This is a genomic window from Ectopseudomonas oleovorans, assembly GCF_003052605.1.
GTDB classification, from domain to species: Bacteria; Pseudomonadota; Gammaproteobacteria; order Pseudomonadales; family Pseudomonadaceae; genus Aquipseudomonas; species Aquipseudomonas oleovorans_A.
The window spans coordinates 1-25,619 of sequence record NZ_QASO01000095.1; the positions used below are offsets into that span (position 1 = coordinate 1).

Annotated in this window: 13 protein-coding genes and 6 pseudogenes; 7 read left to right on the forward strand and 12 right to left on the reverse strand. The window is 62.9% G+C overall.

What is annotated here, in order from left to right; genetic code table 11:
• Positions 1–440: pseudogene (locus tag DBO86_RS15540) on the forward strand (IS1595-like element ISAchd1 family transposase); the annotation flags it as partial.
• Between the two features lie 77 nt (positions 441–517).
• Here the strand turns inward: DBO86_RS15540 and DBO86_RS15545 are convergent.
• The 3 genes and pseudogenes from DBO86_RS15545 to desA all read right to left on the reverse strand — a co-directional run bounded on the left by DBO86_RS15545 (position 518) and on the right by desA (position 4,544).
• Positions 518–1,843 carry an OprD family porin gene (locus tag DBO86_RS15545; RefSeq protein ID WP_108234152.1) on the reverse strand — a complete coding sequence of 442 codons (1,326 nt, stop codon included), beginning with the start codon at positions 1,841–1,843 and terminating at the stop codon, positions 518–520.
• Positions 1,844–2,269: 426 nt separating this feature from the next.
• Positions 2,270–3,243 (reverse strand): annotated as a pseudogene (locus DBO86_RS15550) (GGDEF domain-containing protein).
• A 110-nt stretch (positions 3,244–3,353) separates the two neighbouring features.
• On the reverse strand, positions 3,354–4,544 hold the full coding sequence (gene desA, locus DBO86_RS15555) for a delta-9 fatty acid desaturase DesA (protein ID WP_108234153.1): 1,191 nt from the start codon (positions 4,542–4,544) through the stop codon (positions 3,354–3,356).
• A gap of 170 nt (positions 4,545–4,714) precedes the next feature.
• Here desA and DBO86_RS15560 point away from each other — a divergent pair, with 170 nt between their 5' ends.
• From DBO86_RS15560 to DBO86_RS15585, 6 genes are read left to right on the forward strand one after another with little or no spacing between them, the layout of a single operon-like run.
• Positions 4,715–7,012 carry a putative bifunctional diguanylate cyclase/phosphodiesterase gene (locus DBO86_RS15560; RefSeq protein ID WP_108234154.1) on the forward strand — a complete coding sequence of 766 codons (2,298 nt, stop codon included), beginning with the start codon at positions 4,715–4,717 and terminating at the stop codon, positions 7,010–7,012.
• Between the two features lie 2 nt (positions 7,013–7,014).
• On the forward strand, positions 7,015–8,136 hold the full coding sequence (locus tag DBO86_RS15565) for an HDOD domain-containing protein (RefSeq protein WP_108234155.1): 1,122 nt from the start codon (positions 7,015–7,017) through the stop codon (positions 8,134–8,136).
• 10 nt (positions 8,137–8,146) lie between these two features.
• A complete protein-coding gene (locus DBO86_RS15570) occupies positions 8,147–12,013 on the forward strand; it encodes a PAS domain S-box protein (RefSeq protein ID WP_108234156.1) in 3,867 nt (1,288 codons plus the stop codon).
• Complete coding sequence (locus DBO86_RS15575; protein WP_108234157.1) at positions 12,010–14,907, forward strand: CHASE domain-containing protein; 2,898 nt, start codon at positions 12,010–12,012, stop codon at positions 14,905–14,907. Before DBO86_RS15570 ends, DBO86_RS15575 begins: the two co-directional genes overlap by 4 nt.
• A complete protein-coding gene (locus DBO86_RS15580; protein ID WP_084340842.1) occupies positions 14,900–15,286 on the forward strand; it encodes a response regulator in 387 nt (128 codons plus the stop codon). Before DBO86_RS15575 ends, DBO86_RS15580 begins: the two co-directional genes overlap by 8 nt.
• Positions 15,279–16,958, forward strand: a complete 1,680-nt coding sequence (locus DBO86_RS15585; RefSeq protein ID WP_108234158.1) for a diguanylate cyclase — start codon at positions 15,279–15,281, stop codon at positions 16,956–16,958. Before DBO86_RS15580 ends, DBO86_RS15585 begins: the two co-directional genes overlap by 8 nt.
• A gap of 109 nt (positions 16,959–17,067) precedes the next feature.
• Here the strand turns inward: DBO86_RS15585 and cysW are convergent, their stop codons facing one another.
• The 9 genes and pseudogenes from cysW to DBO86_RS15630 form a co-directional block, all read right to left on the reverse strand.
• Positions 17,068–17,895, reverse strand: a complete 828-nt coding sequence (gene cysW, locus DBO86_RS15590; protein WP_108234159.1) for a sulfate ABC transporter permease subunit CysW — start codon at positions 17,893–17,895, stop codon at positions 17,068–17,070.
• Positions 17,892–18,731 (reverse strand): sulfate ABC transporter permease subunit CysT, encoded by an 840-nt coding sequence (cysT, locus tag DBO86_RS15595; RefSeq protein ID WP_108234160.1) that lies wholly within the window; start codon positions 18,729–18,731, stop codon positions 17,892–17,894. The genes cysW and cysT overlap by 4 nt, the downstream gene beginning before the upstream one ends.
• Positions 18,732–19,056: 325 nt before the next feature.
• Complete coding sequence (cysP, locus tag DBO86_RS15600) at positions 19,057–20,073, reverse strand: thiosulfate ABC transporter substrate-binding protein CysP (protein WP_108234161.1); 1,017 nt, start codon at positions 20,071–20,073, stop codon at positions 19,057–19,059.
• 317 nt (positions 20,074–20,390) lie between these two features.
• Positions 20,391–20,605 (reverse strand): annotated as a pseudogene (locus DBO86_RS15605) (TOBE domain-containing protein).
• A 174-nt stretch (positions 20,606–20,779) separates the two neighbouring features.
• Positions 20,780–21,212, reverse strand: a pseudogene (locus DBO86_RS15610) (LLM class flavin-dependent oxidoreductase); the annotation flags it as partial.
• Positions 21,213–21,337: 125 nt separating this feature from the next.
• Positions 21,338–21,463: pseudogene (locus tag DBO86_RS15615) on the reverse strand (peroxidase); the annotation flags it as partial.
• Between the two features lie 81 nt (positions 21,464–21,544).
• Positions 21,545–22,879 carry a chromate efflux transporter gene (gene chrA, locus DBO86_RS15620; RefSeq protein WP_108234162.1) on the reverse strand — a complete coding sequence of 445 codons (1,335 nt, stop codon included), beginning with the start codon at positions 22,877–22,879 and terminating at the stop codon, positions 21,545–21,547.
• Positions 22,880–23,636: 757 nt separating this feature from the next.
• Positions 23,637–24,878 carry an MFS transporter gene (locus tag DBO86_RS15625; protein ID WP_108234163.1) on the reverse strand — a complete coding sequence of 414 codons (1,242 nt, stop codon included), beginning with the start codon at positions 24,876–24,878 and terminating at the stop codon, positions 23,637–23,639.
• 362 nt (positions 24,879–25,240) lie between these two features.
• A pseudogene (locus tag DBO86_RS15630) lies at positions 25,241–25,525 on the reverse strand (hypothetical protein).
• Between the last annotated feature and the right edge of the window lie 94 nt (positions 25,526–25,619).

Below are 25,619 nucleotides of genomic sequence, written 5' to 3' on the forward strand. Positions count from 1 at the left end.
GCGGACTGTCTGCCGAGCAAATTCCTGTGCTGGTGGTAAGAGATCGCAGTGGTCAGCAGGCAGACTTCAAGTTGGAAAAGCTGGATGCACAGCACATAGGGGAGCGGCTACGCCCGCTGATAGACGCGGATGCGATTCTCTGTACTGACAGCGCAGGTGTCTACGCCCATTTCGCCAAGGTTGAAGGCATCACTCACCGACCGATTAACCCGAGCCAGAATCGACGGGTTGATGGTGCTTTCCACATCCAGAACGTGAATGCCTACGACAGCCGACTCAAGAGCTGGATGATTCCTTTTCATGGTGTGGCCACCAAGTACCTAACGAACTATCTGGGCTGGCGCCGCCTGCTTGAGCGCTACAAAACACAGCTCAACCCATTGATTTGCTTGAAAGAGGCGTTGGGGTATAGGGATATGCAACAGTTAACTCAGACATAGCCATAAAAAAAGCCCGCATCTTTCGATGCGGGCTTTTTCGTTACAACACTGGCGGGCAAGGCCGCGCCAATACAGCCTTAGAGCAGCGGCAGGGTGTAGCTGACGATCAGACGGTTCTGGTCAACATCAGTTGCAGCGTTGCCACGCAGCACGCCGTAACGCCAGCCCAGACCCAGACCCTTCAGGGCGCCATCCTGGAATACGTAGTCCAGAGCGACGTCACGCTCCCATTCTTTAGCCTCAGTACCGTCGGCACGCTGCACATTGGTGCCCTTCAGGTAAGCAACCGAAGCTTTAAGCCCCGGGACGCCGACACCAGCGAAATCGTAGGTGTACTGACCAAAGGTGGTGCGCTCACCAGCACGGGTGAAGCTGTGAGCCAGACGGTCGGTCAGCAGATACACGCTAGCGCCCGCAGAACCTTCGATACCGCCCTGGTTCAGCTGTACGAAGTTGCTGTCCTCGGAAACGCGCTGATAACCCAGCATGAGCGCGTGGCTCTGCAGGGTGTAGGTGAAGGCAGCGCTCCAGGTGTTGTTATCGATCTCGCCGGTGCCGTCACCGAAGGTTCGGTTGGCAGAATAACCCGCAGTGCGACCGGCGGCGTTGCCGTTCTTGCCATCAGAAGTGGTACGGAAGTAACGCAGATCAGTCTTCAGGCTGCCCTCACCCAGCGCCAGGTTGTGGCCCAGGCCGGCAAAGTGCTGCTTGTAATAGTCTTCAAGGTTGGCGTAGTAGTACTGCGCAGTCAGATCCTTGTTGATCTTCCAGTCACCACCACCAAAGTAGAACTTGTTGGAGGCTTGGCTACCACCATCCACAGCCAGACCGGTGCTGTTGCTCGAGGCACGGCCTACTGCGTGCTCGATCTGACCAGCAGTCAGGGTCAGATTGTCAATCTCGTTGGAGGTGATCATGCCACCTTCGAACAGCTGCGGCAGCATACGACCGTCGTTGGAGACCAGGATCGGCAGACGCGGAGTCAGGGTACCAATGCGAGCCTCAGTCTTGGAGACACGAACCTTACCGGTCAGGCCGCCCTTGCTGAACTCATCAACAGCGCTGCCATCGCTTTCCAGCGGGAACAGCTGACCCGGAGTACGGTCACGGCCAGCCTTGGTGTTGCGGCCACCACCATCCAGACGCACGCCCAGCATGCCGACAGCATCGACACCAAAGCCAACGGTGCCTTCAGTGAAACCGGACTGATAGTTGAGAATAAAGCCCTGGCCCCACTCGCTGGCCTCACCATTGTTGTTGGTGGTGTTCACGGTGTTCTGGTCGAAGTAGAAGTTGCGCATGGTCAGGCTGGCTTTGCTGTCACCGATGAAATCGGCGAAGGCGACTTGGCTCAGGCCCAGGGTGCTGGCGGCTACGGCCAGTGCCAGGGAGGTCTTTCTCATTATGTTTCTCTCCAGTGTGTTTAAGGTGACGCATCGTCCGGCGCAGACTTCGGCACGAAGAGGCAGGCCGGAACGAATAGGGCACACACACCCACGAGCCAGGGCACGGCAAAGCCAGGCTCGAATGGGCGTATGAAAAACTCAGGAAGAACAGAACAACGGCGAACGCAGCGCAGCGGCCGAAATAAAGCGGGCAGAGTGGTGCATGGTGAATGCTCTCTCGTCGTTGTTATTGTGCGCCGACATCCTGGCCGGCATCTGCCGGAGCCTATGCAGATAACGCGCCAGTTCCTTATAGCAAGCCCGCGAGGCCTCTAGAACAATAGGTTACATTTTTCCTGCAGCACAGTGACCATGTAATGACAATCAAGATAGGCAAATTTCCGCTTATGAGAACCTGTTCCCAGGCGGAAAACCGCCAGAACCTCAGCCCAGGACGATCTGGTTCTTGCCTTGGCGCTTGGCCGTGTACATGGCGGCATCGGCGCGCGCATAGAGCCCATCGAGGCTGGCGTCCGTCGCACGCATCACGGTCAGCCCCTGACTGACCGTGATGCCGAAATGCCGGCCCTCATGCTGGAAGCCGAGGCGCTGCACCTCACGCTGCAGCCGCTCTGCAATCTGCAGGGCCACATCTTGCTCACAACCAGGAAACAGCGCCGCGAACTCCTCACCGCCAATACGCCCGAACAGATCGCCGCGCCTCAGGGCATTGCTGCCGCAATGCGCCAGGCGCCGCAACACTTCATCACCGACCTGATGGCCGTACTGATCATTGATTTTCTTGAAATCATCGAGATCGAGCAGTAGGAAAGCCAGCGGGCTGCCGAACTGGCGCGCCTGTTCGAACTCACTGCGGGCACATTCGAAGAAATGCCGGCGATTGCTGCTCTGAGTCAGCACATCGGTGGTGGCCAGGCGATGCAGTTCGCCTTCCAGACGCTTTTTCTCGGTGATGTCTTCGGCAATACCAACAATCACGCAGCCCTGCTCGGCGCTTCCCATGCGGGGGCTGACGAAACACTTGTCGCTGAGCCAGCGCAATTGGCCATCAGCGCGAATGATGCGGTACTCGCGAGACTCCACCGCACCGGCTTCCAGCACCTTGCCAGGCTTTCGGCAGCGTAGTCGATATCGTCCGGATAGATGCTGTTGCGCCATTCGCCATAATCGGCCAAAAGCAGCGCGGCGGAACGACCGAAGATACGCTCATAGGCAGGGCTGACATAGATCATCCGCTGCTCGTTCCAGTCGAAGGCCCAGAGCACGGCATTGACGCTACCAAGCAGGCTGCTGAACAGTTGCTCACGCTCGCCCAGGCGCTCCACTTCGGCCCGACTGTGCAGCAGAGCCAGGGTCAGCGCCTCCAACTCGGAAACAGCGTTGCCTTGATCGTCCATTACAGCGGCCATCCGTCCTTCGCCTCGCATTGAAATGAACATAGTGCGAGCTGTTGGACATACACAAAGGCCCGCCAGTTCGGCGGGCCTTTGCTTGTAACGAGCGGCGATCAGGCAGTTGCGCTGGACGGTCGCAGCGAGTAGGTCTTGAGCTGCTCGGCAAACTCACGCAGCGACTGGATACCGCTGGCCTCGGCCTCGTGTACCCACTGCTTTATGGCTTCGAGCATGTCGTGGCCGTTGCTGCTGGTCTTGACCCAGATCTGCTGCAGCGCCAGACGCTTCTCGTAGATCACCTTGAGAGCCTGACTTTGCGCCAGCATATCGGCGATGTGCGCGTGATGCTGCTCTTCCAGCAGGCTCGGCTCACGCGAGAGCAGGCGCTTGGCGCGACGGAACAGGTAACGCACGGACTCGTCCGCCTTGGCCATTTCCTGCTTGACCAGCGGTACGATAACCAGCTTGCGGTACTGCGCCATGATCTGAAAGCGGTTGTTGAGGATGGCCATGGCGGTGTCCATGTCCAGATTGCGCTTGCCTTCGACGCGATGGGCGATGGGCGCTACACGCTGCACCTGAGCCAGGCCGAAGAAGCTGAACAGCTTGATCCAGGCCCAGCCCATGTCGAACTCCCACTTCTTCACCGACAGCTTGGCGCTGTTGGGGTAGGTGTGGTGGTTGTTGTGCAGTTCTTCACCGCCGATCAGGATGCCCCAGGGCACCAGATTGGTGGCAGCGTCGCGGCATTCGAAGTTGCGGTAGCCGACAGCATGGCCAAGACCGTTGATCACGCCCGCGGCCCATACCGGAATCCACATCATCTGGATCGCCCAGACGGTCATACCGAGCACACCGAACAGGGCCAGATCGATGATCGCCATCAACGTCACGCCGCCAATCGGATAGCGGCTGTAGACATTGCGCTCGATCCAGTCATCCGGGCAGTTCTTGCCGTAGATACGCAGGGTTTCCTGGTTCTTTGCCTCTTCCTGATAGAGTTCGGCGCCCTTGCGCAGCACAGTGCCCAACCCCTTGATGACCGGGCTGTGCGGGTCATCGACGGTTTCGCACTTGGCGTGATGTTTGCGGTGGATGGCCGTCCACTCACGGGTGTTCTGGCCGGTGGTCAACCACAGCCAGAAGCGGAAGAAATGCTTGAGTGCAGGATGCAGCTCCAGCGCACGGTGCGCGGAGTAGCGGTGCAGGTAGACGGTGACGCTGACGATGGTGACATGCGTCATCAGCAGAGTGACTGCCACCAATTGCCAGACCGACAGGTCGAGTAAACCGTTGTACCACATGGGCGCTGTTGTCTCTTGAAAGGGGGGAACGCGGCTTGTCCTGCAAGGACGAACCTGATCACATTATCCCTGACCCATGCCAGAAAACCAGGTGGTCTTTTAGATGAGAATGTTTCAGCAGTGAAGCATATATACTGGCCAGCATTTACAGGGAGCACTGCCGCTTGCCCATGCGTATCGACATCGCCGCCTTGCGTCTGACCCTGGGCTACCTCCTGCTCGCCGCTCTGTGGATTCTTTTCAGCGACCATCTGTTGACCGCCCTGGGCCTGTCCGTGACGCAGCAGGAGCACGCGCAATCCCTCAAGGGCCTGTTGTTCGTCGCGCTCACCAGTTCGCTGCTCTACTTGGTGCTGCACCGCTATGCCCTGCAGTACCGCCGCGCACGCCTGGAACTGGCCAGTAACGAGGAGCGTCTGCGCCTGGCGTTGGATGCCACGCGCGATGGCCTGTGGGATTGGGACGTGTCCAGACGCAAGGTATTCTTCTCCGAGAGCTACGCCAGGCTCCTCGGCCTCACTCCGCAAACCCTGGGCGATACCCGCGAAGACTGGGCCGCGCGCCTGCATCCGGATGACATGGAGCGCGCGCTGCATACGCTCAACACCGAGTTCAACGAACAGCACTACGACAACATCTATCGCCTGCGCCATGCCGATGGCAGCTATCGCTGGATTCACTCGCGCGGTCGCCTGCTGCGTGACGAAAACGGCCAACCACAGCGCTTCATCGGCATCGCCAGCGACATCACCCAGCAACGCGCCATCGACGACAGCATGCGCCAGGCCGCAGCGGTGTTCGATGCCACCCAGGAAGGGGTACTGGTTACCGATGCCGAACAACGCATCGTTCACGTCAACCCGGCCTTCAGCCGCATCACCGGTTACAGCAGCGAGGAAATCCTCGGTCAGCACCCCGGCCTGCTCAAATCCGGCCGTCATGACACCGCCTTCTACCAGAGCCTGTGGCACGCCCTGCAGAACCGCGGCGCCTGGAGTGGCGAGGTGTGGAACCGACGCAAGAGCGGCGAAATCTACCCACAGTGGCAATGCATCCGCGTCATCCACGACGCGCAGGGGCGCGTCAGCCATTACGTGGCGGTGTTCTCCGACATCACGGCGCTCAAGCGTTCGCAGCGTGAGCTGGATTACCTGGCCCACCACGATCCGCTGAGCAACCTGCCCAATCGCCTGCTGTTCACCGAGCGCGTCGCCCATGCACTGGAGCGCAGCAAGATCGAGGAACTGCGCGGCGCAGTGCTGCTGATCGACCTGGACCATTTCAAACACATCAACGAGAGCCTCGGCCACAACGTCGGCGACCTGCTGCTCAAGGGCGTCGGTGAACGCCTGCAGCAGGACTTGCCCAGTGGCTGCACGCTGGCCCGGCTGGGCGGCGACGAGTTCGGCCTGCTCAGCGAAAATTGCGCCGACGCCGCTCAGGCAGCTGAGCTTGCACAACGCCTGCTGCGCAGCCTGGAAACGTTCTTTCACCTCGACGGTCACGAGCTCTACATTGGCGCCAGCATCGGCATCAGCCTGTTCCCCGAAGATGCCGATAGCGTCGAGCAGATCCTGCGTAACGCCGACTCGGCGCTGTTCAAGGCCAAGAGCAGCGGCCGTGAAGGCTATGCCTTCTACGTGCAGGAGCTGACCGATTACGCCCGTCAGCGCGTGGAACTGGCCAGCAGCCTGCGCCATGCCCTGGACAATGACGAGCTACGCGTTTACTACCAGCCGCTGCATGACCTGGGTGCCGGTAGCCAGGTGGGCATGGAGGCACTGGTGCGCTGGCAGCACCCGCAACGTGGGCTGATTGCGCCTGGCGAATTTATCCCGATTGCCGAAGATAACGGCATGATCGCCGCCATCGACGCCTGGGTGCTGGAGCAGGCCTGCCGCCAGATGGTGCGCTGGAACGCCGAAGGTGGTGGGCTGAGTTTCGTCGCGGTGAACGTCTCCAGCCGCCTGTTCAGCCGCGGCGAGCTGGACCAGAAAGTTGCCAGCGTGCTGGCTGCCACCGGCCTGCCACCCGAGCAGCTGGAGCTGGAAGTGACCGAGAGCGCGATCATGGAAGACCCTGACGCCGCCCTGAAACTGCTCACCAGCCTGCGTGCACTGGGCGTGCGCCTGGCCATCGACGACTTCGGCACCGGTTATAGCTCGCTGGCGCGGTTGAAGCGCCTGCCGGTAGACAAGCTCAAGCTCGATCAGAGTTTCGTGCGTGGCCTGCCTGACGACCCGGAGGATGCCGCCATCGCCCGCGCAGTGATCGCCCTGGGCAAGAGCCTGGGCCTCAAGGTTCTCGCCGAAGGTATCGAACAACCCGCTCAAGCCGCCTTCCTGCGCGAGCTAGGCTGCAATTACGGCCAGGGCTACCACTTCGGCCGTCCGCAACCTGTAGCCAGAGCCGTCGACGCCACCACACTGAGCGAAGCGAAGGATAGCCCGTCCAGCACCAGGAGCTGAGCATGCGTGTGCTGATTCTCGAAGACGATCCCTGGATCGCCGATCTCCTCAAGCAGATCGTACTGAGCCTACGCCCCGGCGCTCGCGTCGACTGCCAGGTGCGCGTGGCAGACGCCATCTCGGCCTGGCAGCGCGAACCGGCGCAGTTGGTGATCGCCGACTGGAACCTGCCGGACGGCAGCGGCACTCTGCTGTTGCAGGCGGTACGCAGCCAGGACCCTGAGGTGGCGCTGGTGATGATCACCGCGCGCGCCGACCGCGGCAGCGTACTCGAGGTGCGCGCCCTGGGCATCAACGCCTTTATCAGCAAACCCTTCCAGGTACCCAAGGTTCTGGACTGCCTGCGCCGCCTGTTACCCGACGATGATGAGCCGCACGTGGCGGCAGCCAACGACGAGGATTTTCTTCACCATCTCGGCGCCTTGCCCGATGAGGAGCTCGATCTGCCACTGCATGACGAGCTCTTTCAGCAACTGCGCGACATCACGGCAGCACCCGGTACCTTGGAGCAACTCGGCGAACACTGGCAGCAGGACCCAGCCGTGCAGGCGCGGCTGATCGCTGCGGCCAACAGCAGCCTCTACAACAGCACCGGACAGCCCTGCGTCAGCCTGCCCGATGCCGTGCGCCGACTGGGCGCAGCCACCGCGCTGAATCTGATTCAGGGCCTGGCGCTACGCCCGGCAGCCAGCCTGCAGGACGCCGACCTGAGAACCCTGGGCCAGAATCTGATGCAGACGCAGTTGGACCTGCGGCACAAGGTCGGTGCACTGGCCAAAGCCTGTCAGCTAGACCCGGCACCCCTGCACAGCGCTGCCCTGCTACAACGCATGGGCGAGCTGGCCGTGCTGCAGCAGGCGCAGATCTGGCGCAACCGCGGTCTGCCGTTGAGCGAGGAACAAGTGCAACAAGCGCTGCGCCAATACAGCGGCGAACTGGCCAACCGCCTCAAGGCAAATTGGCGTTTGCCCATCGGGCTGCGTGAACTGATCGGCGCCTGTTACGGCCTGGCTCCCGGCAATACGCGCCGCGAGCCGATTCTCATGCGCCTGGCCAGCGTCGAACAGCAGAACGCCGATAGTCAGGAAGTACAGCGCCTGCGCCGCCTGGCCGGGCTGAGCTGAGGCGCGACGAATGAGTAAACCGAGGCTGAGTAATCGCTGGTTCGGTCAATTCAATGCCAGTGGCCGCGGCGCCAGTGGTCGGGACGCCGGCCGCCGGGACGCCGGCCGCTGGATAGTCATCGGTGGCAGCCTGTGTCTGGCGCTGTTCTTCGCCTTTCTCGGGCGCCAGGCGCTGAACGAGCGCGAAGCGCTCTGGCAACTGCAGATCAGCAAACAGGCAGACATCCAGCGCATGGCCCTGAACAGCACCCAGCATGGGATGCAGGAACGCGCGCAGTTGCTGGCGGAAACCATCGCTGCCGATGCCTGGGTGACGGAGTTGGTGCGCCAGGCTCACGCCCTGCCGGCGAGCGATCCGCAAAGCCTGGCCAGCATCCGCAGTCAGCTCTACACCCGCCTGGCGCCGCGCTGGCGCAACCTGCAGGCGCACCAGCCGTTTCGGCTGTACGTGCACCTGGCGCCAGACGTGAAGGTGCTGCTGCGCGTGCACGAACCCGAGCACTTTGGCGACCTGCAGATTGGCTGGCGCCCGATGGTGCTGGAGGCGCTGCGCAGCGCCAGGAGCCAGGCCGGTCTGGGTCTGACCCGCGGCAGCGTCGGCATGCGCGCCATTGTCCCGTTGCCGGCCGAGAGCAACAACGGACCCCAACAGGTCGGCGCCATCGAAGTGGCAATGGGCGTGCTCGAGGATCTTGCCCAGCTGGACCGCGAGTTCGACAGCGGTGTGGCCCTGCTGCTGCGCGACGACCTGCTGCTGAGTTCGGACAGCGGCGAAGAACTACGCGGCCTGCCCGGCGATACCCAGCGCTGGCAGTTGATGGATCATTCGCGGCCCCAGGTCCTGGCCTGGCAACAGCAACAGCGACTGCCCGCCCCGAGCGAGGGCGATAGCGTGCGCCTGCTGGACGATGGCGAACGCCATTATCTGGTCAATCAGGTGGCGCTGAGCAGCTACCGGCAACGTCACGACCCCAGCGCAGCGCCTCTGGCGGTCGCACTGATCTGGCACGACGTCAGCGATCAGTTCAACCTGCACCGCAGCGACAAGCGCTGGCTGGTGATCAAATGGCTGCTCGCCTGGTGCGGCGCCGAGGCCCTGCTGCTGGTTCTGCTGCGCAGCACCCGGCGCAGCACGCAGCGCCTGATGCAGCGCCAACAGGCGGTGCTGCGCGCGCTCAATGAGATCGCTGCGCTGCCCAGCCTGAGCCGCACCGAGCAACTGCGCCAGGCGCTGCGCCTGGGCGCGGAGCATTTCGGCATGCCGCTGGGCATCATCAGCCGTATCCAGGGCGAGCAGTACCAGGTGCTGGTACAGGTATCTCCCGACGACGCCCTCAGCGACGGCCAACTGTTCGAACTGGGCGACACCTACTGCAGCCTGGCCTTGCAGCACAACGATGTGCTGGCCATCACCCATATGGCCGACTCGCCACACAGGCACCAACCCTGCTATCGCCAGTTCGCCCTGGAAAGCTATATCGGCACCGTCGTGCGCGTGGAGGGCAAGCCATTCGGCACCCTGGCCTTCGCCAACCCCGAGCGACGCAGGCAGCCATTCGATGACGCCGACCGCGACTTCCTCGGTTTGTTCGCCCGCTGGGTCGGCGCCATTCTGGAACGCCAGCAGCAGGAGCGCGCCGTGCGCGCGGCACGCACCTATCTGCAAGCGGTGCTGGACTCGGCCACCGGGGTATCGATCATCGCCACCGATGCCGGCGGCACCATCAGCCTGTTCAATTCCGGCGCCGAGCGTCTGCTCGGCTACAGCGCCGAGGAGATGATCGGACAGCGGACTCCGGCAATGCTTCATCTCGCGGACGAAATCCAGACCCGCGCCCGCGAGCTCAGCGAGGTCGCCGGCCACCCGCTGGAGAGCTTCGAAGTCTTAGTACACAACGTCCGTGGCGGCGAGCCGGAAACCCGCCAGTGGACCTATCGCCACAAGGACGGCAGCCTGCGCCAGGTCAACCTCACCGTCAGCGCCATGTTCGACGAGAGTAGCCAGATCAACGGCTTTCTCGGCATCGCCAGCGATATCAGCGAGTTGCAACAGGCCACCCGCGCCTTGCAGAAGAGCGAGAGCCGCTTCCGCGGCCTGGTGGCCAACCTGCCTGGTGTGGTGTATCGCTGCGCCAACGACGCCGACTGGAGCATGCGCTACATCAGCGATGAAATTGCCAACCTCAGCGGTTACCCGGCCAGCGACTTCATCGACAACCAGGTGCGCAGCTTTTCCAGCATCGTGCATCCCGACGACCTGGCCATCACCTACCGTATCGGCGAGGCCATCGCGCGCCAGGAAAGGTTCGAGCTCACCTACCGCCTGCGCCATGCCGATGGCCATAACGTCTGGGTGCGCGAGAAAGGCCGTGGCGAATACAACAGCCACGGCAGGCTGTTGTGGATCGACGGTTTCATCTGGGACATCAGCGAACGCCAGGCCATGGAGGACGAACTGCGCCTGAGCCAACAGCGTTTTCTCAATGCCTTCAATACCGCGCCACAGGGCATGGCACTGGTCAGCCCGGACGGCCGCTGGCTGGAGGTTAACGACGAGCTGTGCCGCATGCTCGGCTACGACCGCGAAGAGCTGCTGGCCTGTACCTACCAGCAGGTCACCCATCCGGATGATCTCGATGCCGATCGGCAGAACGTCGCCGATCTGCTGGCCGGGCGGATCAACGCCTATCAGATGGAGAAACGCTACCTGGACAAGCGGGGACGCACGCTGTGGGTACTGCTCAGCGTGTCGCTGGTACGTGACGGCGAGGGTCGGCCTGTGCATTTCGTCTCGCAGATTCAGGATTTCAGTGATCGTGTCGCTGCCGAGCGCGCGGTGCGCGAGCGCGAGCATTACCTCAGTACCCTGCTCGACAACGTGGTCGACGCCATCGTCACCATCGATGAACAGGGCCGCATCGAGACCTTCAACCATGCGGCCGAAGCGATATTCGGCTATCGCCAGCCCGAGGTCGCCGGTCAGAGCATCACCCAACTGGTTCCGCACCTGGCGAGCGACTTACTGCGGCAGGGCTGCGCCATCAACCAGCTCTGCGAAATGGAAGGCCTGCGTCAGGATGGTGAATGCTTCCCCATAGAGCTGGCGATGTCACAGATCAGCCACCAGGGGCAGCGCCGCTTTATCGCGGTGATCCGCGACATCGCCGAGCGCAAGCGCACCGAACAGATGAAGAACGAGTTCATCTCCACCGTCAGCCACGAACTGCGCACCCCGCTCACCGCCATCGCCGGCTCACTCGGCCTGATCAATGGCGGCGCCCTTGGCGCGGTGCCGGAGCAGATGCAGCAGATGCTGGAAATTGCCCAGAGCAACAGCCAGCGCCTGCGCAAGCTGATCGACGACCTGCTGGACATCGACAAGCTGGCCGCTGGCAAGATGCGCTTCGATCTGCAGCCGTTAGCCCTGCGCCCACTGCTGGAGCAGGCGCTGCGCAGCAACCAGCCCTATGCCGAGCAGTACGGGGTGCAACTGGTGCTACTGCCGGGCATCAATTGCCAGGTATATGCCGATGCCCAGCGCCTGGAGCAGGTGCTGGCCAACCTGCTGGCCAATGCCGCCAAGTTTTCTGCCGCCGGACAGAGCGTGGAGCTGGCAGCCGTGCCCACGGACGGCTGGGTACGCATCAGCGTGCGAGACCAGGGCCAGGGCATCGCGCAAGACTTCAAGCCGCGCATCTTCAGCAAATTTTCTCAGGCCGATGCCGGCGACACCCGCCGCCAGGGCGGCACAGGCCTGGGCCTGGCGATCAGCAAGGAGCTCATCGAACACATGGGTGGCCGTATCGGCTTCGACTCCGTGGAGGGGCAAGGCAGCACCTTCTGGCTGGAGCTGCCGCAAGTCGGGGTGCAGCCATGAACGACAACATCACGCTACGCCTGCAACTGCTCGGGCAGCTGTTCAGCCACAAAAATCTGTTGGCCTGGGGCGTGCTGGCGCTGGCGCTCGGCGCGACGCTGCTGGCCTGGGACAGCTTGCGCCAGAGCCAGAGCGCGTCCGCCTCACGCCAGCTCGAGCTCCTTGCCGACGAAATCAGCGAGGCCATCATCCAGCGCATGCATAACCAGGAAAGCATCCTGCTCGGCGGCGCCGCCCTGCTCGATGCCAATAAAGAGGTCAGTCGCGACGACTGGCGCACCTACGCGCGTCGACTGAACCTGGAAGAACGCTACCCAGGCATCCAGGGCCTGGGGTTCAGCCAGGTATTGCCAGCCGAACAGCTGCACGCCTTCGAAACCGAAATGCGTGCCGAGGGCTACCCCAACTTCCGCGTGCGCCCGCTTGGCGAGCGTACGCTGTACAGCGCCATTCGCTATATCGAGCCTTTCACCAGACGTAATCTGGTCGCCTTCGGCTTCGACATGCTGTCCGAACCCGTGCGCCAGGCCGCCATGCTGAGCGCCGCACGCAGCGGCCAGAGCCGTCTGTCCGGCCGCGTCACGCTGGTGCAGGAAACCAATGGCAAGGTCCAACCGGGTTTGCTGCTGTTCACCCCGGTGTACCGGCACAACCAACCGCTGGACACTCCCGAGCAGCGCCTCGCCGCGCTGCGTGGCTTTGTCTACAGCCCCTACCGCGCGCACGACCTGATGGACGGCATCCTCGGTGCACGCCAACGTGACCTGGAGTTCGAGGTCTATGCCGCCCCCGATACGGCTGCCGCCGACCTGCTTTACAGCAGCGCTGGCAACGCCATTGATACGCCTGCCGACGCCCAGCGAAAGCTGGAACTGTTCGGCCAGCGCTGGTACCTGAACTTTCACTACGCCCCAGGTTTTCTCGATGCCGCCCATCGCGGCGAGGGCTCACTGCTGGCCTTGGGCGTCTGCATCAGCCTGCTGCTGTTCTTTCTGATCAGCAGCCTGAGCCTGCGCCGCGAGCAGGTACAGCAGTTGGCCGAGCGCATCACCGAACAGCTGCACCGCAGCGAAGAGCGCCTGGCGCTGGCGCTCAAGGGCGGCAATGACGGTTGGTGGGATATCGAGGTCAAGGCCGGCAGCTTCTTCGCCTCGGCCCACGGCTGGCAGATGCTCGGCTATCCGGAGCAGGGCCCGCCGGGTTTTGCCGATGCCCCCTGGGCCTGGGAAAAACTGGTGCACCCGGACGATCTGCCAGCAACGCGCGCCCGTCTGAAACATGCGCTGTCCACAGGCGCCAGCAACTTCACCATCGACTGTCGCCTGCTGCGTGTCGACGGCAGCGAACTGCCGGTGCTGCTGCGCGGCTACATCCAGCGTGATGACAAAGGCTACCCGCTGCGCATCTCCGGCACCATCATGGACCAGAGCGAGGCCAAGCGTATCGAGCGCCTCAAGAGCGAGTTCGTCTCCACCGTCAGCCACGAGCTGCGCACACCGCTGACCGCCATCGCCGGCTCGCTGGGCCTGATCAATGGCGGCGCACTGGGCACGGTACCGGAAAGCATGCGCACCATGCTGGGCATCGCCCAGGCCAACAGCCAGCGTCTCAGCCACCTGATCAACGACCTGCTGGACATGGACAAACTGGGAGCCGGCAAGATGCAGTTCGACCTGCAACCCTGCTCGCTTGCCGCCCAGCTCCAGGAGGCACTGGACAGCAACCAGGCCTACGCCGACCGCCACCAGGTCAAGCTGCGTCTGCTCGACTGCGTAGCGGTTCGCGTACGGATCGATGCCATGCGTCTGCAGCAGGTGCTGGCCAACTTCATCTCCAACGCCGTGAAGTACTCGCCGCCCGACGGCGAGGTATGCCTGCGTGCCGAAAGTCATGGCGCTCGCGTGCGTGTCGAGGTCAGCGACCAGGGCCAAGGCATCGCCGCCGAATTTCACCAGCGCATCTTCAGCAAGTTCTCTCAGGCCGACGCCAGCGACAGCCGCAGTAAAGGCGGCACCGGCCTGGGCCTGGCGATCAGCAAGGAGCTGATCGAACGCATGAGCGGACAGATCGGCTTCGACTCGGTAGAGGGCCAGGGCGCCTGCTTCTGGTTCGAGCTGCCCGCGCTGGCCGAAGCCGCCCTGCCCGCGGCCAGCGACGGCCGGCGTAGCCTGCTGGTGGTCGAGGACGAACCGGAAATCGCCAACCTGCTGCGCCAGTTGCTGGAAAATGCCGGTTATCGCGTGCGTCTGGCCCACAGCCTGGGCGAAGCACGCGCCCGTCTGCGTGAGGAAATACCCGCCGCCATCAGCCTCGATCTGCGCCTGCCGGACGGCGACGGCATGCAACTGGTACAAGAACTGCGCGCCGACGCGCGCTATCGCAAGCTGCCAATTCTGGTGGTATCGGCCGCCTGTGAGGAGGGCCGCCTGGCACTGGACGGCGTGCCCGCGCTGGACTGGCTGAGCAAGCCGATCGACCCGCAGCGCCTGCTCGCCAGCCTTGCTCAGGCCCTGCAGAATCTGCCGCAGAGCCCACGCGTGCTACACGTGGAAGATGATCACGATCTGCGTCTGGTGGTCGCCGAACAGGCCCGCGAGCTGGCCGAGTTCGTTCCCGCCGACAGCCTCGCCGAAGCGCGTCGCCTGCTCGCCGAGCAGCCTTTCGACCTGGTTCTGCTCGATCTCGGTCTGCCCGACGGCAACGGCCTGGAACTGCTCGACGAACTGCAACAGCAGCGGCCAGGGCTACCGGTGGCCGTGCTCTCGGCCAGCGAGATGGATGGCCATGAATTGGCCGGGGTGAGCGCGGCACTGGCCAAATCACGCAATGATGGACAACACTTCCTGCACATGCTCAACCGCCTGTTACCCGCCAAGGAGACCCGCCATGACTGAGCTCAAGCGCATCCTTCACGTCGAGGACGACCCCTCGATCCAGGCCGTGGCCAAGGTCGCTCTGGAAGCCGTCGGCGGCTTCCAGGTGCTGAGCTGCGCCAGCGGCCAGGAAGCGCTCGATCAGGTACAAGGCTTCGCGCCCGACTTCATCCTGCTCGACGTGATGATGCCCGGCATGGACGGCCCGCAAACGCTGGAGAGGCTGCACGAACTGGTGGATATCGGTGAGGTGCCGGTAGCCTTCATGACGGCCAAGGTCCAGCCCGGCGAAGTGGCCCATTACCGCAGCCTGGGCGCGCTCGACGTGATCGTGAAACCCTTCGATCCCATGCAGCTCGCCGCCCAGATCCGGCAGATCTGGAGCCGACGCCATGGATAAACACGACGGCAACGCCATCCCTCAGACCCTGCAAGAACGCCTGCAGCAGCTCGGCCAGCAGTTCGCCGAACGCCTGCGCCAGGAGCTGCCGCAACTGACGCAGCAGGGCGAGCAACTGCTCGAGGCCGGCGACGAGCAGCGCAGGCATCTGTTGCAGACGCTACGCGACCAACTGCATCGCCTGGCCGGCAGTGCCGGCACCTTCGGTTTCGACCAGCTCGGCCAGCACGCGCGGGAGCTGGAACAACAGGCCGAACGCTGGCTTCAACACCAGCAACGCCTGCAGCATGAACTCGGCGAATTCATCGCGGCGCTGCAACGCCTGGGCAACCAGACCTCCAGCAACACGGCACCCGGCGCAGTGCAGCAGCAGATACCACAGGCGCTGCGTGGAGACACCGAGTCCCGGCTCATCTACATCCTCGAGGATGAAATAGCCGTAGGCGAAAACATGCGCCTGACCCTGAACAACTTCGGCTATCAGGCCGAGCACTTCAACTCCATCGCCGGCCTCGATGCGGCCCTGGAGCAGCAGATACCGGACGCGCTGATCGTCGACGTCAACCTGGCCAACGAAGACTGCAGCGGCCTGGACTACGCTGCACGCTTGCAGCAGCGCCTGGAGGTGCCCCTGCCGCTGCTGGTGCTGACCCACCAGGATGACTTCGCCACCCAGTTGCAGGCAGTGCGGGCCGGGGCATTGGGTTTCTTCGCCAAACCGGTGGACATTCCGCAGCTGGAAAGCCGCCTGGAACGCTGCTTCGCCCAGCAGAGCGGCGAGCCCTACCGGGTGCTGATCGTCGACGACGACCGCGATCTGGCCAGCCGCTACAGCCTGGTACTGCGCGATGCCGGCATGCTGGTGGAATTTCTTCAGGAGCCGGCGCAGATCTTCGAGCATCTGCGCGACTTCAATCCCGAGGTGGTGCTGCTCGACGTCAACATGCCGGACTGTACCGGCCCTGAGCTGGCGCAGATCATCCGCTGCAACGACGACTGGCTGCGCATCCCGATCATCTACCTGTCGGCGGAAACCGATATCGGCAAGCAGATGAATGCGCTGATCAAGGCCGGCGACGACTTCGTCACCAAGCCGATTTCCGACAACGCCCTGGTCGCCACCGTGTTCTCCCGCGCTCAGCGCGCACGTCTGCTGTCCAACGCCCTGGCGCGCGACAGCCTCACCGGCCTGCTCAAGCATGGCGATATCAAGGAGCAGGTGGCCATCGAGCTGGAGCGCGCGCTACGCAGCGGCGACCGCGCCAGTGTGGTGATGCTGGATATTGATCACTTCAAACGGGTCAACGACGAACATGGTCACGCCGCCGGCGACAACGTCATCCGCGCCCTGGCCAACCTGTTGCGTCAGCGCCTGCGTCGGGTCGACAGTCTGGGGCGCTATGGCGGCGAGGAGTTTCTCGCGGTACTGCCGGACTGCACCCCGCAACAGGCCAAGCAGATCGTCGACGAGATTCGCGAACGCTTCGCCGAGTTGCGCTTCATCGCCGATGGCAGCGAATTCTCCTGCACCCTGAGTGCCGGTATCGCCGGCACCGATGTGCACAGTGAAGCCGAGCAACTGCGCGAGCGCGCCGACAAGGCGCTGTATGCGGCCAAGCATGGTGGTCGCAATCAGGTGCAGGTGGCAGCGTCGGAAGAGCATCGCGGCTGAAGCCGCTCCTACACCAGCACCACGCTCCGTAGGAGCGGGTTCAGCTGCGATAGGAAATGAAGCCCCTAGGGATGCCACTCTTCACATCCACCATAAGCGTTCACCCTGATCAGGCCTCGGCGCGTTGCATCAGCTGGCGCTGACGCCACTCCATGAACGTCTTGAGGAACAGGGTGAGCAGCGCCATGCACGCCAGCAGGCCGGCAGCGGTGAAGGCAGCCGCGGGCTTGTAGTCGTTGTTGAGCTGGTCGACCAACAGCGGCAGGGTCAGGGTCTGGTTGATGATGCTGCCGGAGACCACCGATACCGCGCCGAACTCACCGACCGCTCGGGCGTTGGTCACCACCACGCCATACAGCAGCGCCCATTTGATCTTCGGCAGGCTGATGCGGCGGAAGATCTGCCAGCCGCTGGCACCCAGGCACATGGCAGCGGCTTCTTCGTCCTGACCCTGGGCCTGCATCACCGGAATCAGAATGCGCGCCACATAGGGCGCGGTGACGAACACGGTGACCATGACGATGCCCGGCCAGGCAAACATCAGCTGCATGCCGTTATCGTAGAACCAGCGCCCGACGAAGCTCTCCAGGCCGTAGACCACCAGGTAGCAGAGACCGGCGACCACCGGCGACACCGCATAGGGAATGTCGATCAGCGTGGTCAGCAGCTTGCGCCCACGAAAATCGTAGTGGGTCACGCACCAGGCCAGGCAGATGCCGAAGCACAGGTTCAGCGGCACGGTGATCGCCGCCACCAGCAGCGTCAGGCCGATGGCGTGGAGCATGTAGTCCTCGCCGAGGTTGCTCCACAGCAGATCCAGCCCGCCGGCCAGCGCCTTGGTGAAGATCAGCGCCAGCGGCACCAGCAACATCAACGTGACGACCATCAGGCCGAGCACTACCAGCGCCCACTGGCGCCAATCCTGAGGTTTTTTCATCGACCTTGCCGTTGCCATGCGAACAGACGCCCCTGCACGACCTGCAGGAGGAACAGAAGAGCCAGCGACGCGAGCAGAATCACCGAAGCGATGGCCGCCGCCGCCGGGTAATTGAACTCCTGCAGACGGACGAAGATCATCAGCGAGCTGACTTCCGTCTGGTAGGGAATGTTGCCGGCGATCATGATCACCGCGCCGAACTCGCCGAGGCTGCGCACGAAGGCCTGCGAGCCGCCGGTGACCAGCGCCGGGGTCAGGGTCGGCAGGATCACCTTGCGAAAGGTCTGCATGCGGCTGGCGCCCAATGTGCGCGCGGCCTCTTCGTATTCCGAACCGAGATCCTGCAGCACTGGCTGCACGGTACGCACCACGAAGGGAATGCTGGTGAACACCATCGCCACCACGATACCGGCGTAGGCGTAGGCCACCTTGAAGCCCAGCCACTGGCCGATCCAGCCATTAGGCACGAGAAGTGTGGCAAGGGTCAGGCCGGCCACCGAGGTGGGCAGGGCAAAGGGCAGATCGACCAGCGCATCGACGATGCGCCGACCGGGAAAATCGTAACGGGTGATGATCCAGGCCAGCAGCAGGCCGATCACCAGTACCGCTAGGGTCGAGTAGAAGGCCGCCGAGATGGTCACCTTGTAGGTCTGCACCACGCGCGGATCGCTGATGGCGAACCAATATTGCGCCCAGCTCATGTCACTGACGTACAGCAGCAGCGCCGACAATGGCAGCAGGATCACCAGCGACAGGTACAGCACGCTGACGCCGAAGCTCAGGCCGAAGCCAGGCAGCAGCGGAGTCTGCAGGAAGAACAGCGTCGGTTTACTCACGAAAAGCTCGGCTCTACAAATGCAGTTGGCCGCCAATAAAGCGGCCAACGGACCATTACGATGCTCGCGTAGGGCGGGTGCAACCCGCCACTCATGGCAGGCGGGTTACACCCGCCCTAACAGGCCGTTGAAAAACTACCTACGTTGGCAATACTGCGTTAAAAACGGCCTCGCGTGCGAGCCCAGTCAAAATGCTCATTTACAGCACGTAAACCCGAGTGCGGGCCCAGTGCTTTTTTCGGCCGTTTTTGCGGGGCCGCCATCGGTATTGTCTTGCCTGCCTCGCCTACGTTTTTCAACAGCCTGCTACGCCAGACCGGCGCGCTCAGCGCCCAGTCGCGAGAAGCTGGTCAAGGATACCACCGTTGTCGAAGTGCTTGGCGGTGATGTCATCCCAGCTACCGAGGATCTCGTTCGGGTTGATCAGACGTACCGGCGCGAACTGTGCCTTGGTCGCCTCGACCACTTCCGGGTTGTGCACGCGGTAGTTGTAGCGGGTCAGTAGCTGCTGGATGTCCTTGCTGTACTGGAAGTCGAGGAAGGCCTTGGCCTGCTCGCGGGTGCCGCGCTCGTCGGCAACCTTGTCGACGATGGCCACCGGGAACTCGGCCAGCACGCTGACTTCAGGCACCACGATTTCCAGCTTGGCGGACTTGAATTCGTCACCCTTGGCGATGTTGATCACTTCCGACTCGAAGGTCAGCAGCACGTCGCCCTGGCCGTTCTGGGCGAAGGCCACGGTGGCGCCACGGCCGCCGGTGGGGAAGTTCTCGACGTTCTTCAGCAGCTTGCCGACGAAGGCCTTGACCTTATCCTGGTCGCCGTTGAATTTCTCGTTGGCGAACAGCCAGGCGCCCAGGTAGCTGTAGCGGGCGTTACCGGAGGTTTTCGGGTTGGGGAATACCAGTTTCACGTCATCGCGAATCAGGTCGTCCCAGCTCTTGATGTTCTTCGGGTTGCCTTCGCGCACCAGGAACGCGGTGGTGCTGTAGTACGGCGAGGCGTTGTTGGGGAACTGCTTGGCCCAGTCTTCACGCAGCAGACCGCGCTTGGCCAGGATGTCCACATCGGTTACCTGGTTAAAGGTGACGACGTCGACCTTCTTGCCCTGGATGATGTCCTGCGCCTGACGCGAGGTACCGGCGAAGGACTGGATGATCTTCACTTCCTTGCCGCTCTGCTGCTTCCAATGCTCGACGAACAGCGGATTGATCTCGCCGAACAGCTCGCGGGCGATGTCGTAGGAGGCGTTGTGGAATGGCGTATCGGCAGCAGCATGGCTCAGCGAGCCAGTGAGCAGGGTGGCGCTGGCCACGGTGGCCAGAACGATCTTCTTCAGCATCTATGGCGTCCTTCTTATCGCGAGAGGAACCTGCAGGCAGGCTATTTGATGGCGCGATTCTGCAGAAAAATCATATAGCTGAAAAATATCTTTTTATTTACTTCTTATAACCAGTCTCCTTTCAGCGTTGAAAACGCCATGCAGCCCTAGTCGCCGAGGCTGCTCAGGCAACCACTCTTTGCTCGTTCCTCACGCTCCGCGTGGGAATGCATCCAGAGACGCTCTGCGTCAGATGCTGGTGCAGCACCAGAGCAAGCGGGCGCAAAGCGCCCAGGCTTGGGCTCCCACGCTGAAGCGAGGGAGCCATCATCCGCCAATCACAGCTTGGCAATGGACACTTCGGTGGACTTCACGAAGGCAATCACTTCACTGCCCACCTGCAATTCCAGTTCCCGCACGGAACGGGTGGTGATCACCGAGGTGACGATGCCGGCAGCGGTCTGCACGTCGATTTCCGACAGTACGTCGCCGATGACGATTTCCTTGATTTGCCCTTGAACTGGTTACGCACGTTGATGGCTTTGATGGTCATGGCGTTTCTCCTGATGGTTCACTGATGTAGCCCAGATGCAATCCGGGAAAGTCGTGCGCCTGCCCTCTCTCCCCAAAGGGGCGAGGGAGCTATCAGGTGCCGTCGGAATACCCAGCGGCACGCTTTGGCTCCCCTCTCCCATTCATGGAGAGGGGCTGGGGGAGAGGGCGCTTTTCAGCTCGCCGAAGCCGCCTTCGGCAGGATGTCGCTGGAGATCATTTCGCCGAACGGGCTGACATAACCGCGACGTTCCGGACGCGTAGGCGCGGCTACGTCCAGATGCGGGAACAGCAGTTCGGCGACCCGGTACGACTCCTCCAGGTGCGGGTAACCGGAGCAGATGAAGGTGTCGATGCCCAGCTCCGCATACTCCTTGACCCGCGCCGCCACGGTCGGGCCATCGCCTGGCGCGCAGCCACGGTTGGCGAAATGATCCCCGGGCGCAGGGCAGCGAGGAACTTGAGGTGCTGCGTCACCGGGATGCGGGACGCAGCAACCAGCCAGGAGTCCTCGCAGGAACGTCCAGTGGGGATCAGCACGCCGCTGAAACCGAGACGGTCGGAGCCTGAGCGACCTGGGCCAGGTCGCCGTGGTCGACGGCGCGCGCACGTAGTCCAGCAGCACTTCAGTGCGCGAGCGCGCCGCAGGGCTGCCGGACAGCAACACGACATGCATGATGTTTCCTTAACGGTTGGGCTGCGGCGTCAGGCGCAGATAGGGTTTAACCGCGCGCTAGCCTTGCGGGAAGCGCTGAGCGATCTCGGCTTCATCCTTGAGCGACGGCACGATCACCACCTCGTCACCGTCCTGCCAGTTGGCCGGCGTGGCAACCTTGTAGTTGTCGGTCAGCTGCAGCGCCCCGGCCATCACAGCCCCGCCAGCCCGGTGGGTGGCGATGCGCAACAGCGCCGCCACGCAATGCACCGCATAATCCACCACTCAACCCAACAGATGCGCCACCAGCCCGACGACAGCGCACCCGGCAATGGTCTCGATCACCCCGCGTTTGAAGCCCAGCAACGCCACGCCCGCACCGAGGGTAATCAACGCCGACACCCAATCGAACGTGCCAGCGAAGCCCTCGGGCCAGAGCACGTGATAACCGAAGAACAGCGCCAGATTGAGGATCACCCCAACCACGGCGGCAGTGATCCCGGTCAGCGGCGCTGTAAACTTCAACTGCCCGTGGGTTGACTCCACCAACGGCCCACCGGCGAGGATGAACAAGAACGACGGCAGGAAGGTGAACCAGGTGACCAGCACCGCCGCCAGCGCACCGCTGACGAAGGCCGCATCGCCCCCGAACACCGGCTGGCCGTAGGCGCCGACGAAGGCAACGAAGGCCACCACCATGATCAACGGCCCCGGCGTGGTCTCGCCGAGGGCCAGGCCATCGATCATCTGCCGGGGCGTCAGCCAGCCGAAGTGGTCGATGGCGCCCTGGTACACGTAAGGCAGCACCGCATAGGCACCGCCGAACGTAAGCAGCGCTGCCTTGGTGAAGAACCAGCCCATCTGCGTCAGCGTGCCCTGCCAGCCGAACGCCAGGGTCAGCAGGCCCATCGGCAGCAGCCAGAGCAGCGCGCCGACCAGCAGGATCAGCGCCAGGCGGCTGGAGCGAAAATGCGTATGCGCCAGGCGCGTCTCGTCATCGATCAGCGCCGGCGCATGCGCCCCGCCCGCATTGCCATGCCCGGCGCCGACCGCGAAGTGCTGCGGCGCCAGCCGCCCACCGATATACCCCACCAGCGCGGCACCGAGCACGATCAGCGGGAACGGCACCTGCAACGCAAAAATGGCGACGAAGGCCGCTGCTGCAATGGCCCACAGCCAGGCGTTCTTCAACACCCGCCCGCCGATGCGCCAGGCCGCCTGCACCACGATGGCCGTCACCGCCGGCTTGATGCCATAGAAAATCCCCGCCACCAACGGCACATCGCCGAACACCAGATAGACCCAGGACAGCACGATCAGGATCAACAGCGACGGCAGCACGAACAGCGCCCCGGCGATCACCCCGCCCCAGGTGCGGTGCATCAGCCAGCCAATATAAGTGGCCAGCTGCTGCGCCTCCGGCCCGGGCAGCAACATGCAGTAGTTCAGCGCATGCAGAAAACGCCGCTCGGACAACCAGCGGCGCTTCTCCACCAACTCCTGATGCATGATCGAAATTTGCCCGGCCGGCCCACCGAAACTGATCAGCCCCAGCTTCAACCAGAACCAGAACGCCTGCAGCAAACTGACCGGGGCGGGACGTTCAGAGGAATCGGGCATTAGATGGCTCCAGCGGCTGCAAATCGACCGATCACTATAGCCACGAAAGATGACAGCCGCGCGACACCGCACGAAAAATCACCAGCCCCACGCAGCCCTTACCCCACCTGGCCTGGACGCGTTTTCCCGCATGTTATCCACAACGCTTTCCCCAGATTTTGTGCACGACACCCGGCAACACGCCCCCGCCCTGCTCAGCAGTTGAGAACCAGAGCCAAGTAATTGATTTAAAGCGATATTCCGCCTGGCGATAACGCCAGCAGAGCGTCATTGGACAAAAACTGAACGGCCTGCTGAGACCCGCTTGAATGCTAGGCGCAGAGGGCTTTTGCAAAGGTTATCCACAGCGGTGTTCACAGAATTTGTGGGTGGGTTTGGGAAGGTCTTGATCGCCAACTCTGGCGTCTGGCGCGCGAAAACAACCGAGATGGCATTTTGCCCGCGAAGCGTGGACAGCCTCGCGGTGGATGGAAGAGCAAGTAGCCCGGACAACCTCGCCCCACGGTGGATGAAAAAAGCGTCATCCTCCCTACGCAGATATCCCCGCCGCGTAGGGTGGACAACGCGGAGTTTGTCCACCATGCCACGTGTCGGAACAGCAACTAGGCTGGTTAGAGCAAAGCAATACCCAAAGCAATTGCGGTGATGGATTTCGCGTTGCTCTTCTCATCCTACGGTCGTTGATCGGCGCACATCCGCAGTCTCTGGCGGACTGCTCGCTTCGCGACGAGCGGCAGGCGTCGCGGGCAGCCCTACTTCAGCCCACCTTCGCTGGCGAAGCATCCTCGAAGCGATTCACCTGGCGCAGACTCTTGAAACCGAGCATCCAGCCGCCCGTCACCATCAGGGTGCAGGCGCAGCCGATCAGCGCTGCCGGCACCACGCCGAACCAGGCGGCGCTGGTGCCGGCGCGGAATTCGCCCAGTTCGTTGGAAGATCCGATAAACAGCATGTTCACCGCATTGACCCGGCCACGCATGGCGTCCGGGGTGGAGAACTGCACCAGGGATGAGCGGATGTACATGCTCACCATGTCCGCACCACCGGCCACCACCAGCGCGGCGAACGACAGCCAGAACAGGCTGGACAGCGCGAACACCAGGTTGGCCACACCGAACAGCGCCACCGCGCCGAACATCACCAGCCCGACATTGCGGTTGAAGGGTTTCATGCTCAGGTACAGCCCCACCGATACCTCGCCGATAGCCATGGCACTGCGCAGCAGGCCGAGGCCGGTCGGGCCGACTTCCAGCACTTCCTGGGCATAGATGGGCAGCAGTGCGATCACGCCGCCGAGCAGCACCGCGAACAGGTCCAGCGAGATGGTGCCGAGGATGATCGGGCGCGTACGGATAAAGTGGATACCGGCGGTGAAGCGCGCCCAGGCAGTGGCTTCCAGTGCCTGCATTTTCTCGGCATAGCGTACCGGCACCCGCAGCAGCAACACGCAGCCGGCGAGGAAGCAGGCCAGGCACACCGAGTAGGTCAGCCCGCCACCGCCAATGGCATACAGGCCACCGCCGATCACCGGGCCGGAAATGGTCGCGCCGCGCATGATCATGCTGTTGGCGGCGATGGCCGCGGCCAGGCGCTCGCGCGGCACGATCTGTGGCAGCAGGCTGGATAACGCCGGCCCGGTGAAGGCGCGGCCACAGCCGTAGAGCACCAGCACCGCGTAGTACCAACTGACCGCCGCCTCGCTCAGCGACAGCCACAGCAGCGCTGCCGCGCACACCCCCTCGACCAGCCAGCTGAGCATCAGGATCAGCTTGCGGTCGTAGCGGTCGATCAAGTCGCCGGCCGGCATCAGCAGCACCAGCATGGGGATGAACTGGGCCAGGCCAACATAGGCCAGCGACAGCGGGTCGCGGGTCAGATCATAGACCTGCCAGGCCACCACAACGGCCTGGATCTGTACGGCGAAGACCACGACGATGCGAGCGATGAGAAACGCCAGGAAACCGGGAAGTCGGTAAACGGAAACGGGAGCAGCGGACACGGCGAAAATCTCGAGGCAGAACCGGCCAGTGCCGGACGAGGTAAGCCGGCCAATCTACGGGAATGCTCCGCCACGGGGCAAACCCGGGAACAGGCTGTTGCGCAGATCGCGCCCTGGTCAGCGCGCAGGCGTCAGACACACACCAGCGCCTTACTGGACAACGCCGGGTACCGCGCCTGGTTCGGTCACTGCTGGTTCGGTCACTGCTGGTTCGGTCACTGTAGGAGCGTCGCCCCGGCGCGAAAACGGATGCGACCGTATCGCAATAGTGAGCTGCCGGCTCCATTCGCCGCGGGGCGCGGCTCCTACAGGTGTTGACAGCGCGGGCGGATACGGGAGGTCATTCCTCCCGCCAATATCCACTAGACGAATGCCTGGTCGCCGAAACCACGCGGCAGACACTGCGGGCCTGGCAAGGCAGCCAATCGAGCCTCCCAGGAAGTGCGCCAGTCGTTGACGGCGCGCGCGGCCTTCTCGCGGCGGACGGCACGGCGCGCGGCATTGCGTGAGTTACGTCAAGCTTCGGTGAACACTTCGGTCTTGCGGCAATTGCGGTATTTGACCTTGTCCAGCTCGGTGGTGGCGGGCAGCTTTTCACCATGAGAGCCACAAGCGAGATGGCCAGAGACTTTGTAGTGCGTAACCATCGCGTTATCTCCTTGATTGTGGGCGCCCGGCTGCAGACAGCCGGTCTACACCCCTCAGGAAATGGGGCTGTGCAAGCGGCACGCAGGTTCATTG